The organism is Ensifer sp. SSB1 (assembly GCF_016652895.1).
Taxonomy (GTDB): Bacteria; Pseudomonadota; Alphaproteobacteria; order Rhizobiales; family Rhizobiaceae; genus Ensifer.
Genome location: NZ_JAEPRP010000007.1, coordinates 37,459 through 52,546 on the forward strand (window position 1 = coordinate 37,459; position 15,088 = coordinate 52,546).

Genomic DNA, 15,088 nt, shown 5'->3' on the forward strand with positions numbered 1-15,088 from the left:
TTGTCCTCCCGGGAAAATGCCTTTTCCGAAAACACGCTACCGTCGCGGAATTCCAGATACCATAGTCCGGCTACACGCCGAGTTTGAAGATCAACGAAAGACGATGAGATGAATAGCCAGAGCAAATCCCCGTTCAACGGCGAGCCAGCGGTGACACCTGACCCGGGCAACCGGAAGTTCCTCGTCGACCCATACAAGGACTGGTCTCGAGGCGAAGGCATCCCGATCCATCTCGACCTCGGCCACGATCTGCTTGCTCTCGAAACCGGCGAATGGGATCGCTACGAGGCACGTGGGTGTTTTGCCCATACGCATGGGATGGGCGACTTCATGGCCAACTACGTCATCGAAGTCCTGCCGGGCCAGAAGACCCGCCCGGTGAAGCACCTTTACGAAGCGTTCTTTTATGTACTGTCGGGTTACGGCTCAACAACGGTGTGGTTGCCGGATGGGCAGAAGCGCACTTTCGAGTGGGGGCCGAAGGCGCTCTTTGCGATCCCGCTCAACTGCAAATACCAGTTCCACAACGGTTCCGGTCAGGAGACGGTCAGGCTCTCCTGCACCAACGATGCACCGCTGACGATCAATCTCTATCACAACCTCGACTTCGTCTTCGCCAATGACTTCGTCTTCGAAGATCGCCTTGGCGGTGAAAAACACTTCGAAGGCGACGGTTCGCTCTATTCCTACGGTCTGGATTCTGCGCGCAAGGTTCAGAATATCTGGGAAACGAACTTCGTCCACGATCTGACAAGCTTCAAGCTCTACGAGTTCGAGGGCCGCGGCAAGGGATCGCTCAACGTCAACTTCGTTCTTGCGGATGGGACGATGCATTCGCACGTCTCGCAGATGCCTGTCGGCCGTTACAAGAAGGCTCATCGGCACGCAGCCGGCACCCACGTTCACGCCGTCGATGGCGAAGGCTATTCGCTGATGTGGTACGAGGGCGATTCCGAATTCAAGGAAATCCCCTGGCGGCATGGCTTCATGTACACCCCGCCGTTCTGGATGTATCACCAGCATTTCAATACCTGCGATCAGCCGGCGCGCTACGTTGCCTGCAGCCTCGGCAGCCGGCGGTATCCTTTCATCTCGCTGCGCCGCAAGAGCGCTGAAGGCGGGGGCGCCACGTCGGTGAAAGACGGTGGACGCCAGATCGAGTACGAGGATCAGGATCCGCGCGTTCACCGCAAGTTCCTGGAGGAGTTGCGGAAGACGGGCGTGCCTTCCGCGATGGGCGATCTGTTCGATGAAGAGGCAGTTATGGCCCTCCCGGAGGAAAGCTTGACTGGGGTTATCCAGACGCCGATCCTTGCCGGGCCTGCGAGCTGAGCGGCCACACGCACGGGGATAAACGGAGGCCAAGGATCATTGCACGACCTCGATTTCGAACATGAACACGAAGATATCTCGGAAACCGAGCGCCAGGAGATCGCCGATTGGCTCTGGAAGCAGGAAACCGTCGAACTCCTGACGGTCGGCATCGATATCGGCAGTTCGACCTCGCACCTGCTGTTTGCGCGGGTTGTCCTGCGGCGAGACACGGAAGGGCTCTCCAGCAGCTTTACGGTTATCGATCGGAAGGTAGTCTGGCGTTCGCCGATCCTGCTGACACCATTCTTGCCGGATGGCACGATCGATGCGCGTGAATTGCGCCACTTCTTCCTGCATTGCTATGAAGACGCCGGCTATCGCCGCAGTCATATCGATACGGGCGCGGTAATTCTGACCGGAGAGGCGATCAAGAAGAAGAACGCGCGCGCGATCGATGAAATCTTTGCAAGTGAATCCGGACGATTTGTGTGCGCAACGGCCGGCCACAAGCTCGAATCGATGTTGGCGGCACACGGTTCGGGCGCCACTACCTTATCGAAGAAGCGAGGAGCTTGCGGCCTTCATGTCGACATAGGCGGCGGCACGACGAAGCTCGCGCTGATCGACGACGGCGAGATCATCAGCGTCGCGGCCTTTGCAGTCGGCGGCCGGCTCCTGGCGCACGACAAGGATGGGATCTGGTCGCGGATCGACGATTCCGCACGCGCGGTTGCCGAGGAGTTGGGGTTCAGTGCGGACCCCGACACCATGGCGGACCCCGGCAACCGCGCAGCGATCGCTCAGCGTCTGGCAGCGCTGGTGGTGGATGAAGTACTGGGCGCGCCACTTGACGATATGGGGAGGAGGTTCCTTCTCACGGAGCCGCTCGAGCGGCGAGTCGAGCCGACCTACATTACTTTTTCCGGCGGCGTGTCGGAGTATATCTTCGGCTACGAAGACAAAGATCACGGCGACATAGCCCGTTTGCTCGCTGGTGAGATCATTGCTCAGTTGACGCCGCGCATCGAGGTTCCGATCGTCGATGCCGGCCAGCGCATCCGCGCAACCGTCATTGGCGCTTCGCAATTCACCGTGCAGGTGAGCGGAAAGACACTCTACATGAACGGTGCGGACGTCCTCCCGCGCCACAATATTCCGGTCGTTCACCTCGGGCGGGAGCTTCCCGAAGTCATAGACGCGGACGAGATCGCCGCGGCTTTCCGTCAGAGTGCCGATCGACAGGACCGTGACACCAAGGCGACCGTGGCCCTTGCCTTCTCCTGGACGGGATCACCGGACTATTCGCGGCTCCTGGCTATGGCAAAGGCAATCAAGGCCGTCGCAGCTCCCGACGGAAAGCGCGGGGAGCCTCTCGTCTTGATGATCGACGGCGATGTCGGGCAGACGATCGGACGAATTCTTGATCGCGAACTCGGTATCCACACGCACCTGATTTCTGTTGATGGCGTTCGGCTGAAAGACCTTGATTTTGTCGATCTGGGTGAGTTCATGACCCCGCCGGGCGTAATTCCCGTTGTCATCAAATCACTCCTTTTCTCCTGAGTTGCCGGAAGGGCCGGCATGTGCCAATAGCTTGGCGATGGCCAGTTCTTCCGATGCAACCCGATCGAGCTTCGACGGACTTGATCTGAACGATATCGTCGTTTTCGCGCGCGTGGTGCAGCATGGCAGTTTCACCACGGCGGCCAAGCTGTTTGGCAAGTCGCCGTCCTATATGAGCAAGCACGTCACGCAGCTCGAAAATGCCTTGAAACTGACGTTGCTCAATCGATCGACGCACAACGTCTTCCTGACAGATGCGGGCAGCGTGTTCTTCGATCATTGCGTGCGCATCCTGTCGGAGATCGAGGCAGCGAAAGCCGATGCCAGCGGTCTTGGTAGCGAGCTGATCGGCACGTTGCGCGTCCATTCGACACCCGGCGTCGGTCAGGCCCTGGTTGCGCCGGCTATCATCGACTTCAATGCACTTTATCCGACCGTGAAGGTCGAGCTCACGGTTTCCGCAAGCTCGGTCAACCTGATGGAGCGTGGTGTCGACGTCGTGATCGGAAGCCGGGATTTCGATGACGACGATTCGTTTCACACGGGCCTGTTTGAACGAAAGCTTGGGCCGGCCCCCTATGTCATCTGCGCTGCCCCTTCCTACCTGGAAAAGCATCAGCGCCCTGTAAAACCCGACGATCTTCGCCATCACAACTGCCTGATTCATACGACTCAGAAGCCCAATCCCAGGCATTGGAGTGCGCGAGTGGACGTGGAAGAAGTGGTGGTTGAAGTGGACGGAGCGTTTCACTCCAATTTCGAAAGCGCGATCGTGCTTGCGGCCGTGCAGGGGGCGGGTATTGCGCGCCTGCCGTTCTACAGCGTTGCCAGGGAAATCCGGACCGGAGAGCTCGTGTCGATATTCGACGGCGAGATCGTATCCCGTCGCGTGATCAAGGCTTTCTATCCGAAGAGCCGGTTCGTGCCGAAAAAGCTGCGGGCGTTCCTTGCCATGCTGGAAGCGAGATTGAAGGAAACCGTATCCACCTGATCGCGCGGGACGCGCCGGCATGTGGGAGGTGTGCGGACAGCGTACTCATCGCGTTTTATGCCGTCGATGCCTCTAGAAGCTCCAGACATGCAGCCCTTTCCGATAGCAAGGCTTGGTGCTTCTCAATCGGCATTGCCGACCATGAGAACCTGCATGACCGCGGACATCGCAGGGTCCTTGCCGGCGGCATAGTCGGCGAAGGTCGCTGATCTCAACATGGCTGGTTGCAGGGAGCCTGCCGGTACGTCGTAGAAGTAATTTAGCAGGAAACAGGTCCTGAGTTGCGACAGGCTGCAGCCGTGCTCCCAATCATGATAGGCCGTGGTATAGCGGATGGTGATCCGTGAATTCGGCAGAACCGTGCGGCCGCCTTCGCCCCAAAACTGCAGCCGGTCGCCCATCGGCTCGCCGAGCAGAATGGTTTGCGTTCCACCGAAATACTTCAGTCGCGCCGCAGTGCTGATGGCGGCGGAGAAGGTGTTTGCGCTGGTCAGTACGAAGAGCCGCCCTTCCGGCGGAAGGATTTCCGGAAGCCGCCGTGAGAATTCAGCCGTCAATTCGTAATTGCCGCCGCTGTTGAACCGCAGGTCGACAACGGCGTTGCGTATGGGCTTTTGCTCGGCTTCATCGAGTATCTTGGCGAGCGATCCGGACAATCCCTCCGGGGTGTCGTCCCTGATGCGATTGATCTGGATATAGAGAAGGTCGGGCAAGGGATACTCGTGCCAGGAATTGGCGTCGAGCTGCTTGAGATAGGGCGGGAGCGTGACGCCATCGAGCATGTGTCGCCATCCGGCGCCCCGGTCGGCTTGCGAGATCGGGCTCAAATCGCGCCGCGGCCAAAGATTGCCGGTCAATGGTTCTTGCGCGCCAGGGTTCGCGACAAGTGCGACATCTTCCACACGCCCATCCAGGAGGCCAACACGGTAGGTACTACCTTCTGTGCTATCTGCGAGATCGGCGGCAAGAAGAAGCTCGGGCGAAATCGCGAAGTTGGGCACAAATTCCCGGGCGAGATTGACGGGGCCACCAACATGCGGGCGCAGCGCCTCCACCAGGGCGTCCGTCGTTCTTCCGTTCACCGCAAGGATCTTTCCACCGAGAAGGCGCGATTGATCGCTCGCCGCCGCGATCACAAACAGGCCGTCGGCGAACCAGCCAAGACGAATGGGAACGGCACCAAAACTGTAGCCGCCGACGAGCCCGACGACGTTGGTATGACCATTGTCGGCGAGCGCGACCGCCTTCGCGGCGGCCATCGCCAGACCGGGCCGATCGAGATCGCCGGCCCGCTGCTCCAACGAATCGAGGGCATGCGTAAATGCTGCCTTGGACGCGGGTGTGAAGCTTCGATCGACCTCGATCAGACGCCGCAGATGCGCGATATCCTGTCTGTTTCGTTCGAGTTGCGAGGTCGCAGCTGGAAGCTCGGTCTCCGGATAGGGCTTCAGCGTCGGATAGAGAATGACCGCAAACGGCAGCACCACAAGGATAAGCAGGGCCGTCAAAGCGATTGCAACGAACCGAAACCCGCGCCGACGCCACAGATCCTTGCTCTTCGCTGCCGGACTGTCCTTGCCGCTTGGTGCCATATTCCCCATCCTTTTGTCGTCCGACTGTCGTCCGACTGTCGTTCGTGTTCGCGAGCAAAGTGCCCGCTGCGGATCGTTCGAGTTTTGGAGAGTGCCCCCAGGAAGCAATGTGGGGAGGCTTCGAGAGTATTGCAATTCCTGCGTGCGCGATCGTGCTGTCGGCTAGGCGAGAGCCTGAATAGGTGCCTCGAGTTGGAGCTTGCAATCGCGCGGCTTCAACGGCGAGATTGTAACCCGTCGCTTTACCAAGGCTTGCTGCCCAATGAGGTGGTTCGTGCCGAAGAAGCGGCGGCTTTCCTTGCCATCTTGGAAACAAGATTGAAGGAAACCGTGTCGACTTGAGCTTGCACCGGCGACAGCCACTTGCCGTATCAAGGGTCCCGGGCGCGGACTAGGAATGAGGGGCGTTGATGCAGTTGTATGGAATTGACGCTGCGGCGACCCGCGCGATCAACGATCTGGCCGGAACTGCCGCGGCGGCGGATTTCCTGTGCATCTGGATATCTGCCATCGGCGTGCCGTTGCTTGTAGTCGCCGTTGCCGCGCAATGGTGGTACGGATCCACCAGGACGCATAACAGGCACGTCGCAGCGGGCTTTTCCTTCCTCCTTGGCCTTGCCATCAATCAGATCATTCTGTTGTTCGTCCACCGTATCCGGCCTTATGACGCCGGTATCACCCACCTGCTGATCGAACGCAGTGCCGACCCGTCGTTCCCTTCTGATCATACGACGGCGGTCTTTGCGATCGCAGCGACCTTCCTGCTCTACGGCATGCGCACGCGGGGCCAATGGTTCCTTGCCGCAGCTTTGCTGGTTGCATTCTCCAGGGTCTATCTGGGTATCCACTATGTAGGTGACATTCTCGGCGGCGTGCTCACGGGGGTCCTCGCCGCCGTGTTGGTCCGCGCGTTCTATCGGGAGGGAACGCGCGTCGACCGGATCATTACGGGGATCTTTTAGGTCGCTATGGTCACCTCGTTCCTGTCCGCTGTCACAGGGTTTATTGCAGCCCATCCGGGCGTTGCCTATGCGGCCGTGCTGTTGCTGGCGCTGTCGGAATCGATTCCATTTTTCGGCGCCTTCATTCCGGGAACGGCCGGGATTCTTGCAATCAGTGCCCTGGTGCCAAGCGGGATCGTGCAGCTTTGGCCGCTCCTCGTGGCGGCCGCGACGGGAGCAATCGTCGGCGACGGTCTCTCTTTCTGGATCGGGCACCACTATCACAGGGCGATTCTCGAGCGGTGGCCGCTCAATCGGCATCAGGACCTCGTGGCCCGCAGCGAGACATTCTTCGCACGACATGGCGACAAAAGCGTCTTCATCGCGCGTTTCACACCCGGGGTCCGCGCGATCGTTCCGGTGCTTGCCGGCATGTCGCAGATGTCGGCGCGGCGGTTCTACTTTGCCAATGTTCTGTCCGCGCTCGTATGGGCGCCATCGCATATTCTGCCGGCTGTTTTCGTCGGTGCGGCCTTCAGCCGTTTCGGTTCTGCCGCCAAACCGCTCGCCATCCTGGTCATCCTCTTCGTCGTCCTCGTCTGGCTGGTAAGCTGGCTCGTCCGGCTTGCCGTGCGTCGTGGCGTGCCCTTAATCGCGAACATGCAGCAAAAGTTTCTGGAACGTGCGGCGGCGAGCCACTCCCGCTGGGGGCGTTTCGCGCTTGAGTTTCTCGATCCGTTGCGCCCCGAAACGCGAGGAATATCGCTACTGCTGCTGATGCTGGTTGCGTCGGCCTGGTTGTTCTTCGGCGTGCTGGAAGACGTGGTCAACGGCGACCCGCTGGTTCGGGCCGATACCGCAATCTATTCCGCCTTGCAGGAACTGCGCAGCCCGCCGGGCGACGTCATCATGCTCGCGATCACGGAACTGGGCGATACGGGCGTCGTGCTGGCCGTAACCACGCTCGTGTTTCTGTGGCTGGTGTGGAGGCGCGCCTGGCGCGCCGCTACATTTTGGATGGCGGCGGTCGGCGGGGCGTCAGTCCTGAACACGGTCGTGAAGGTTACGCTGCACCGCGCCCGCCCGTCGGAGGCGTCCTACACCGGCTGGAGCGCCTTCTCCTTTCCAAGCGGCCACAGCACGGTCAATCTCGTTCTCTATGGGTTCCTGGCGTTCCTGATTGCCCGAGAACTCAAGCCGAACTGGCGCTTCCCGGTGGGACTTGCCGCGCTCACGTTCGCGATTTCGATTGCCTTCTCACGGCTCTATCTCGGCGTGCACTGGTTCTCGGACGTGATCGGAGGGCTCGCTTTCGGCACGGTGTGGCTGGCGGTGGTTGCCATCTTTTACCTGCGCAGAGACGTTCCGCGCATTGGCGCGCTGGGACTGGCGCTCGTTGCCGGCCTGGCACTCGCTCTTGCGGGCGGTACCAATGTCTATCGTCATCATGCGCGCGACACGGCCCTTTACGCCAAGAAAACCGAGATGCCGGCGATGGCTGGCGAAGATTGGTGGTCGGGCGGTTGGCGGCAGCTTCCATCGCAACGAATTGAACTGACCGGTGAGACCGAGGAGCCATTCACCATCCAGTGGGCCGGTGACCTGCATGCCATCGAAGGACGGTTGCTTGCGGCCGGGTGGCGTGTCCCGCCGCCCTGGGCGTCGTTGCAGACGCTAGGCTGGCTTTCGGGCGGTGCGTCACCCGCGGATCTGCCCGTGGTGCCGCACCTTGCTTTCGGGCAACTTCCCGCCTTGACCCTGATCCGAGTGCCGGGCGAAGCCAAACCCCCATCACGCGTGGTATTGCGGCTGTGGTTCGCCGACCTCCAGGTTCGCGATGGAAGAACCTCGCCCCTGTGGCTGGGCTCAATCGTCGAAGAGGAATTCAGCAGGCCGTTCTCGCTCATGACCGTAAGCCGGCAACGAACCGGCGACGGCATGATGCCGGAACTGCCGACCATGGAGGGCTTGGACACGAAATCGGCAACCCGTTCCGGTCCATTCGGGGATCTCGACGGGGAGGTCAAAGTGTTTCTCCTGCGCGATCGTCCATCGGAGCCGGCGCACTGAACCAGGCGTCACACGTCCGCTACCGTGTCCTTGCTTGAAGGTGATCTTCGCGCGGCGTACGATCCTTGGATGCCGGACGATGCCCAATCAATTTTGGCTTCTCCAGGACCCGAAAGGAGGCTCGCGGTCATTCTGGCGGCCGATGTCGCGGGCTACGCCACAGAAGCGATCGAATGCGCGCAGAACAGCTTTCGACTGAACCGGCGTCCGCCCGGAGACCACTATTCATATCTTGGCTGGGCTCAGTATGCGGCAGGTCGGTACCAGGATGCCGTCGAAACTCTGAGCCACCCTCAGGCGGGTGGCCCCGGTTCAAAACGCAACCTCGCTGCAGCACTCGCGCAATTCGGTCGCCTCACGGAAGCATGTGACGTGGGACAGCAATTTCTCGCCGAGTTTCCCAGCTTTTCCGCGCGTCAGTGGGGGCGAACGCAACCGCTCCGCGACGACGCTCACCGCCAGCACTTTATCGCAGGTTATCTCAAGGCAGGTCTGCCGGAATGAGCGATGCCGGAAAACAGCGATGTGTTTGCGAACCGAGAGGCTAGCGCGGTGCCTAAACGCCCCACCCTTTGTGCCTAACCAAGGCACGGCCTTCGAATGCTGCCATCGCGGGAAGACGTGGAGGCGTCATGCGCTGTGTAGCTTCGCCTCGCATCGCAGGAGCATGCCATAGAGATCCCGTGGTTCATCGGGATCGGCGAGCAAGTCGAGATCGGTGTAGAGCCCCGTTTCCTCCAGCTTGCTGCGGACATAACGCAATGCCGAGAAATCCTCGATCGCAAACCCGACGCTGTCGAACAGCGTGATGGTCCTGTCGGACTGCCGACCCTGGCGTTTGCCCGCAATGACCTCCCAAAGCTCTTTCACAGGGTAATCTGCGTCGAGCTGCTGGATCTCACCCTCGATCCGCGTCTGCGGCGGATATTCGACGAAGATGTCCGAGCGCAGCAGGATGTCCTTGTGCAGTTCCGTCTTGCCAGGGCAGTCGCCGCCGACGGCATTGATGTGAACCCCCGGTCCAACCATGTTGTCGGACAGGATGGTCGCGTACTGCTTGTCGGCGGTGACGGTCGTGATGATGTCTGAACCTTCCACCGCCTCTTGGGAGGACGCGCAGGTCGTGATCGAAAAACCTTTGCCGGCCAGATTTCTTGCGCACCGCTCGGTGGCGGTTGGATCGAGGTCGTAGAGGCGCAAATCCGTCACGCCCACGATCGCCTTGAAGGCAAGCGCCTGAAATTCGCTTTGCGCGCCGTTGCCGATAATGGCCATGGTATTCGAGTTCGGCCGCGCAAGGTGTCTTGCAGCCACAGCCGACATGGCGGCCGTGCGCAGAGCGGTCAGAATGGTCATTTCCGAAAGCAGCATCGGATAGCCATTTCCGACGTCCGAAAGCACACCGAAGGCGGTAACGGTCTGGCGTCCTTCTTTCGTATTCTTGGGATGACCGTTGACGTACTTGAAGCCATAGAGCGTTCCGTCACTTGTCGGCATCAGCTCGATCACACCCTCTTCGGAATGCGATGCAATACGGGGCGTCTTGTCGAACTGTTCCCAGCGGCGAAAATCCTCTTCGATCACCGCGGCAAGTTCCGTGAGAAACGTCTCGATACCGATCTTCAGGACAAGGCGCATCATGTGATCGACGCTGACGAAGGGTACTGTGTTGAGACTGGACTGGGTGCTCATTGGCTTGCTTCCTGTCATTGGATATTTCGGGTCGTCAGGGCTGGCGGGGTTCGGCAGATTAGCCCGCGCTGTTGTCGTCGGCGAGAAATGTTCTGGCGATTTCAGATACGAGGGCCGGCAAGACCCCAAACGCGTAGGCTTGGTGCACGCGCTCGAACTTCTGGTGGAATTCGCGCCCCCATGGGCCGAGGTTGACGGCCGGGAAACACACCGCATCTTCCGGTGGGTGGTCGATCAATCGCGAGATGGGCGTGTTGTCTGAAACGACCTGACTTCCACTCGCCGAAAGGCCGAGGAAGCTCATATCCGATATGCCCTGGAAATGGGGTTTCCACACGAGGCTGCGCTCGGGGTCGTTGTCGAGGCCGGTGCGGGCCATCTCGATGGCCTGATGAAGCGAACGGTCGTTTGCCTCGCTGAGGCGCAGGCGGCTCGATGGATAGTGCAGCCCCGAAAAGCCGACGACGATCGCCGGGCCGGACAGGCGGGCGATCCCGACCAGCCATTCGGTCAGTCGTCGTGTAAGCACCAGCGGATTGTCCACGCCTGAAAGCGCCTGCTCCTGAGCCGCATAAAGAGAGCCGAAATCCGCTCCGCAGGTCTGCGCTGCCAGCGCTCTCAACTCGTGAAAGCTCAGGAGGCGCGGCTTTGCAGGTGTCGCCCCGGCGCTTCGGCCGACGAGTCTGCCGAATTCGCAGGATTGACTAGCAAAGCGATCCACCGCCTCGGTCGCGCCGATGAGCACCTCGCGCTTGAACCGGTCAAACAATTCATCCGCTGTCATGGCATGGTACAGCCAATTGAAAGCAATCCAGAAGCGCTCCGGCGTGGTGACTTCGTACCCGTCCCTGAGGTCCTTTGCCTCGAGGCAGATCGGTGGCGGCGAGACATCGATTTGGTCACGATCTGCCAGTGATGCGTTGCCCTCGAGGCGCGCCAATATCCCTGCGGCCATGGCTTGCGCGCTGACGCCCTCGAAGGGATAACTGGCATGAGAGCTGCAGCCGATCACGAGCGCAAAGGGCAAGAGTTTGCCGATCGTGCCGGCATAGACCGCTCGACCTTCGCGGCCGTCACCCTGGTCGGAGGTAACGTCGAGGTTGATGGCAGCCGCGATCTCGACGCCGAAATCCTTTACGAGACCCGGCAATGCATCCCGAAAGGACCGCATGCCGCGGCTTTCGCGTTCTTCGTCCGGCGTGGCGACCATCATCAAATTGCCCTGGCGGTCCGGGTTCGCTGCGAAATTCTCCAGGCAGGCGATGGCGACGGCGATCCCGCTCTTCATATCGAGCAGGCCACGGCCGGGGAGGAAGTCTCCGCTTAAAAGATCCTGCAGTGCCCGCTCTTCCTGTTCGGAGCGGTCGCTACGCTTCGAAAGGCTTTCGATCAGCGCACCCTTCAATTGACGGCTGTCGCACGCCAGCGGCTTGAGTTCATGGTAGTTGTCGATGGAAACGGTGTCGAAATGACCGGCCATCACGAGTGTCCGTCTGCCTGTACCGCGCACAAGCGCGACGACGTTGCGCGTCAGCGGATCGCCATGACTGTCCAGAAGCCGCAAATCTTCGGGATGTTCGCGGAAATAGGGAAGTTCGCGCAAGAGATCGTGTAGACGATCGGCGAACGACGCTTCGCCCGGCGTACCGGTTTCGCTGGACCAGGACGTAAGCCGCAATGCCAGATCCGTCACCCGGTTCTGATCAATGCGCGTGTCAGATGGGGCGCCAGTCTCTTTTCGTGCGCTTGTCATTTTTGCTTCTTTCATTCTTCAATTCGACAGGTATTTGCGCAGGAACGCGCGGGTGCGGGCCTCGGCGGGATCGGAGAACACGCGCTCCGGCGCTCCTTGCTCGACCACCACGCCACCATCCATGAACATCACGTGATCCGACACCTCGGCAGCGAACCGCATTTCGTGGGTCACGATCAGCATGGTCATGTGTTCCGCAGCCAGCTGCTTCATGACTTGGTTGACCTCTTCGACAAGCTCGGGATCGAGGGCGGAGGTGGCCTCGTCGAACAGCATGACCTTCGGCTGCATCGCCAGCGCGCGGGCGATGGCAACCCGCTGCTTCTGCCCGCCCGATAGCCGCGCCGGATATGCGTGCCCTTTTTCGGCAAGACCGACCTTGGCCAGCAGTGCATTTGCTCGTTCAAGTGCGGCGTCCTTGGTCAGACCCTTGAGCCGCATTGGTCCGATCATGATGTTCTGAAGGACGGTCAGATGCGGAAAAAGATTAAACTGCTGGAACACCATGCCCATCTCCTGTCGGATATGGTTGATGTGGTTTTCGAATGCGCGGCCCTTGAGAGGCCGGTTGACCTGTTGACCATCGAGCCAAATTTCGCCGGAGGATGTCTCCTCCAGCATATTGATCGATCGCAGCAGCGTGCTCTTTCCAGAGCCGCTCGGCCCGATGATGGAGACGATTTTGCCACGCGCCACCTGCAAGTCGATACCCTTGAGCACTTCATGGGTGCCGTAGGATTTGCGGATCTGCCGCAGCTCGATCATGGGATTGTGTTCTGTCATCGGATGGCTTCCGCTTTGCGGGCGGCCTTGCTCAGTACGAACTCCATCGCCAGGTTGACGATGTAGTAGAGAACAGCCGCCGTGAAATAGAACTCGAAGGGACGATAGGTCTCGCTGATGGCGCGTTGAGCGTTGAGAACCAGCTCTGCGATGCCGAGCACGGAAAGAACGGCCGTATCCTTCAGCAGGATGATGCTGTTGTTGCCGACCTGGGGCAGCGCGGTCAGGATGGCTTGCGGTACGATGAAGTGACGCAAGGTTGAGCCCCGGCTGAACCCGAGCGATCGGGCGGCCTCCGTTTGTCCGGCATCCACGGCTTGCAACGATGCCTGGAAAATATCGGCATTGTAGGCGGCGTAGTGCAAGCCAAGTCCGATGAGACCGGTCCAGAAGGCCGGCAGCATCAGGCCCACCTGCGACAGGCCATAGTAGAGCAGGTAGAGCTGCAGCAGCAGCGGCGTTCCCATGAAGAGAAACGTGACGCCGCGAACGGGCAGGCTGACGAGCTTTGGACCGTAGAGCGTTGCGATTGCAACAATCACGCCAAGCACGACACTGATGGTGCCTGCGAGAACGGTGATGATGATGGTCCAGGCCAAGCCGACCAGCAGGAGGCTCCAGTAGGGCGGTACGACGCTAAAATCGAGTGTCATGCGACTGCCCTTCCGCTTGCGTCGAAGGCACGCTCGACCCCGCGGGCGGCAAGGGAGACGACGGCGATAATCGCCAGGTAGGCCACGCCGGCGACAGCAAAGACCTCGAACGGCTTATAGGTGGAGGTCACGAACCGCTGTGCGGAATACGTCAGTTCCACCACGCCGATCGTCGACACCAATGCGGTGCTTTTCGACAGGATGACTGTGTTGATGCCCAGGGAACGCACCATCAGCGGCGCGGCCTGAGGTAAGATGAACAGCCGCAACGTATCGAAACGGCCGAAACCGAGCGATCGCGCTGCTTCGGCCTGTCCCTTGTCGACGGCGAGGATGGCTCCCTTGATCCCTTCGGACATGTAGGCGCCAATGTTGAAGCCCATCGTCACGACACCGGCGACGAACGGTGTAAACTCCAGCCCGAATTGCGGCCCCCCGAAGAAGACGATGAACAGCTGCACGATCAGGGGCGTGCCCCGCATGACGCTGACGTAGAAGGTCGCAAGCCACCGGATCGGTCCGATCTTCGAAAAGCGCCCGGTGGCGACGACAGCCGCGACCAAGAGCCCGATCGCCAGCGAACAGACGGTCAGGCCGATCGCCACCAACGATGCTTCTGCGATGAAGGGCGCTATTCGCCCGATCAATTGAAAATCCATTCCGGGTCTCCGGACCTGGCTCGCGGGCAATGCTCCGCCATCGTTCAGGCCGCATGAAACATGCGCCTCCGCGTGGCAGGGCCCTGGAGCTGCGAAATTCGAGGTAATGGCGATGTCAAGGCCGCAGCCGAACGTGCGCCTAACCGTCGGGGAAGGCCGGGATGCTGTTTGACATCCCGGCCGATTGAGCTAGCGGATGTCCTGACCGATCCACTTCTTGGCGATCGTTTCGTAGGTGCCGTCGGCCATCATGCCGTCGAGAGCCTTCTGCATTGCAGCTGCGAGCTCCGGGTTGCTTTTGCGAATGGCGATGCCGGCGTCGTAGCGCGGCAGCTCGTCGTTCTTGACCTGCTCGACGGGGGCGTTGCTCTTGGCAATCGCCACGAAGACTGGAACGTCGTCGGCTACGATCGCATCCACGCGGCCCGCAGCGACGTCCAGGAGCATTTCAGGCAGTCCCTTGTAGGTGCGGACTTCGTAGGCGTTCTGCTCACGCACCCATTTTTCGGCGGTCTCTCCGAGCGTCACGCCGACCGTTTTTCCTTTGAGTTCGTCGACGCGCGTCACGCCGGCTCCCTTGCGCACGAAGAACGCCAAGCCCGAGCGGTAGTATGGTCCGACGAAGTCGACGGCTTTCTTTCGTTCGTCGGTGATGCTCATGGAGCCGATGATCGTATCGTAGCGGCCGGTGACCAGGCCGGCGATGATGCCGTCCCATGCGGTCGTGACGATAGTCGGCTCGACCTTCAGGCGACGGGCGATTTCCGAGGCGACGTCCACGTCGAAGCCGACGACCTTGTTGTTTTCATCCACGAAACTGAACGGAGGGAACACGCCGGAGAGGGCGACGGAGAGCTTTCCTGCCTTTTCGATCTCTTGCAGATCATCGGCCTGGGCGGATGAGAGTGGAAGGAGGAACGCGGCCGCGATGAGGGCTGCGGAAAGGGCTTTGTTCAGTTTCATATATTCATCTCCCGATGCGATCCGTCAGCCGGATCGACGCGTTGTCTACGAGGCGATTTTCCAAATTCCCTGGATTGATCGACTGACAGTCAAGCCGGGTGATTGAGTGGTCCC

At 60.3% G+C, this 15,088-nt stretch carries 13 protein-coding genes and 1 pseudogene; 7 read left to right on the top strand and 7 right to left on the bottom strand.

Features of this window, described 5'->3' with window-relative positions; genetic code table 11:
* Positions 1–108 precede the first annotated feature (108 nt).
* From I8N66_RS03005 to I8N66_RS03020, 4 genes and pseudogenes are all read left to right on the top strand, one after another.
* On the top strand, positions 109–1,332 hold the full coding sequence (locus I8N66_RS03005; RefSeq protein WP_291149483.1) for a hypothetical protein: 1,224 nt from the start codon (positions 109–111) through the stop codon (positions 1,330–1,332).
* A gap of 39 nt (positions 1,333–1,371) precedes the next feature.
* Complete coding sequence (locus I8N66_RS03010) at positions 1,372–2,877, top strand: ethanolamine ammonia-lyase reactivating factor EutA (protein WP_291149486.1); 1,506 nt, start codon at positions 1,372–1,374, stop codon at positions 2,875–2,877.
* A gap of 37 nt (positions 2,878–2,914) precedes the next feature.
* Positions 2,915–3,079: pseudogene (locus tag I8N66_RS37500) on the top strand (LysR family transcriptional regulator); the annotation flags it as partial.
* A gap of 81 nt (positions 3,080–3,160) precedes the next feature.
* Positions 3,161–3,868 (top strand): substrate binding domain-containing protein, encoded by a 708-nt coding sequence (locus I8N66_RS03020; RefSeq protein WP_291149492.1) that lies wholly within the window; start codon positions 3,161–3,163, stop codon positions 3,866–3,868.
* Between the two features lie 122 nt (positions 3,869–3,990).
* Here I8N66_RS03020 and I8N66_RS03025 read toward each other — a convergent pair whose 3' ends face one another.
* Positions 3,991–5,460 (bottom strand): hypothetical protein, encoded by a 1,470-nt coding sequence (locus tag I8N66_RS03025; protein WP_291149494.1) that lies wholly within the window; start codon positions 5,458–5,460, stop codon positions 3,991–3,993.
* Positions 5,461–5,876: 416 nt separating this feature from the next.
* On the opposite strand from I8N66_RS03025, the gene I8N66_RS03030 reads away from it, so the two are divergent.
* The 3 genes from I8N66_RS03030 to I8N66_RS03040 all read left to right on the top strand — a co-directional run bounded on the left by I8N66_RS03030 (position 5,877) and on the right by I8N66_RS03040 (position 8,975).
* Complete coding sequence (locus I8N66_RS03030) at positions 5,877–6,422, top strand: phosphatase PAP2 family protein (protein WP_291149609.1); 546 nt, start codon at positions 5,877–5,879, stop codon at positions 6,420–6,422.
* Positions 6,423–6,428: 6 nt separating this feature from the next.
* Entirely contained in the window at positions 6,429–8,471 is a 2,043-nt protein-coding gene (locus I8N66_RS03035; protein ID WP_291149497.1) for a bifunctional DedA family/phosphatase PAP2 family protein, read from the top strand.
* Positions 8,472–8,540: 69 nt separating this feature from the next.
* Positions 8,541–8,975 (top strand): hypothetical protein, encoded by a 435-nt coding sequence (locus I8N66_RS03040; RefSeq protein WP_291149500.1) that lies wholly within the window; start codon positions 8,541–8,543, stop codon positions 8,973–8,975.
* Between the two features lie 126 nt (positions 8,976–9,101).
* Here the strand turns inward: I8N66_RS03040 and I8N66_RS03045 are convergent, their stop codons facing one another.
* The 6 genes from I8N66_RS03045 to I8N66_RS03070 all read right to left on the bottom strand — a co-directional run bounded on the left by I8N66_RS03045 (position 9,102) and on the right by I8N66_RS03070 (position 14,974).
* Entirely contained in the window at positions 9,102–10,163 is a 1,062-nt protein-coding gene (locus I8N66_RS03045; RefSeq protein WP_291149503.1) for an ornithine cyclodeaminase, read from the bottom strand.
* 58 nt (positions 10,164–10,221) lie between these two features.
* Positions 10,222–11,916 carry a M20/M25/M40 family metallo-hydrolase gene (locus tag I8N66_RS03050; protein WP_291149506.1) on the bottom strand — a complete coding sequence of 565 codons (1,695 nt, stop codon included), beginning with the start codon at positions 11,914–11,916 and terminating at the stop codon, positions 10,222–10,224.
* Positions 11,917–11,934: 18 nt separating this feature from the next.
* Positions 11,935–12,699: an amino acid ABC transporter ATP-binding protein gene (locus tag I8N66_RS03055; protein ID WP_291149509.1), complete on the bottom strand. Its 765-nt coding sequence runs from the start codon at positions 12,697–12,699 to the stop codon at positions 11,935–11,937.
* A complete protein-coding gene (locus I8N66_RS03060; protein ID WP_291149512.1) occupies positions 12,696–13,352 on the bottom strand; it encodes an amino acid ABC transporter permease in 657 nt (218 codons plus the stop codon). The genes I8N66_RS03055 and I8N66_RS03060 overlap by 4 nt, the downstream gene beginning before the upstream one ends.
* Positions 13,349–14,011 (bottom strand): amino acid ABC transporter permease, encoded by a 663-nt coding sequence (locus tag I8N66_RS03065; RefSeq protein WP_291149515.1) that lies wholly within the window; start codon positions 14,009–14,011, stop codon positions 13,349–13,351. The genes I8N66_RS03060 and I8N66_RS03065 overlap by 4 nt, the downstream gene beginning before the upstream one ends.
* A 189-nt stretch (positions 14,012–14,200) precedes the next feature.
* On the bottom strand, positions 14,201–14,974 hold the full coding sequence (locus tag I8N66_RS03070; protein WP_291149518.1) for a transporter substrate-binding domain-containing protein: 774 nt from the start codon (positions 14,972–14,974) through the stop codon (positions 14,201–14,203).
* Positions 14,975–15,088 lie beyond the last annotated feature (114 nt).

Bases quoted from the DNA above. Each gene is read 5' to 3' on its own strand.
- I8N66_RS03070 (WP_291149518.1), bottom strand. From the start codon at position 14,974: ATGAAACTGAACAAAGCCCTTTCCGCAGCCCTCATCGCGGCCGCGTTC.
- I8N66_RS03005 (WP_291149483.1), top strand. From the start codon at position 109: ATGAATAGCCAGAGCAAATCCCCGTTCAACGGCGAGCCAGCGGTGACA.
- I8N66_RS03055 (WP_291149509.1), bottom strand. From the start codon at position 12,699: ATGACAGAACACAATCCCATGATCGAGCTGCGGCAGATCCGCAAATCC.
- I8N66_RS03040 (WP_291149500.1), top strand. From the start codon at position 8,541: ATGCCGGACGATGCCCAATCAATTTTGGCTTCTCCAGGACCCGAAAGG.
- I8N66_RS03025 (WP_291149494.1), bottom strand. From the start codon at position 5,460: ATGGCACCAAGCGGCAAGGACAGTCCGGCAGCGAAGAGCAAGGATCTG.
- I8N66_RS03065 (WP_291149515.1), bottom strand. From the start codon at position 14,011: ATGGATTTTCAATTGATCGGGCGAATAGCGCCCTTCATCGCAGAAGCA.
- I8N66_RS03035 (WP_291149497.1), top strand. From the start codon at position 6,429: ATGGTCACCTCGTTCCTGTCCGCTGTCACAGGGTTTATTGCAGCCCAT.
- I8N66_RS03060 (WP_291149512.1), bottom strand. From the start codon at position 13,352: ATGACACTCGATTTTAGCGTCGTACCGCCCTACTGGAGCCTCCTGCTG.
- I8N66_RS03050 (WP_291149506.1), bottom strand. From the start codon at position 11,916: ATGACAAGCGCACGAAAAGAGACTGGCGCCCCATCTGACACGCGCATT.
- I8N66_RS03045 (WP_291149503.1), bottom strand. From the start codon at position 10,163: ATGAGCACCCAGTCCAGTCTCAACACAGTACCCTTCGTCAGCGTCGAT.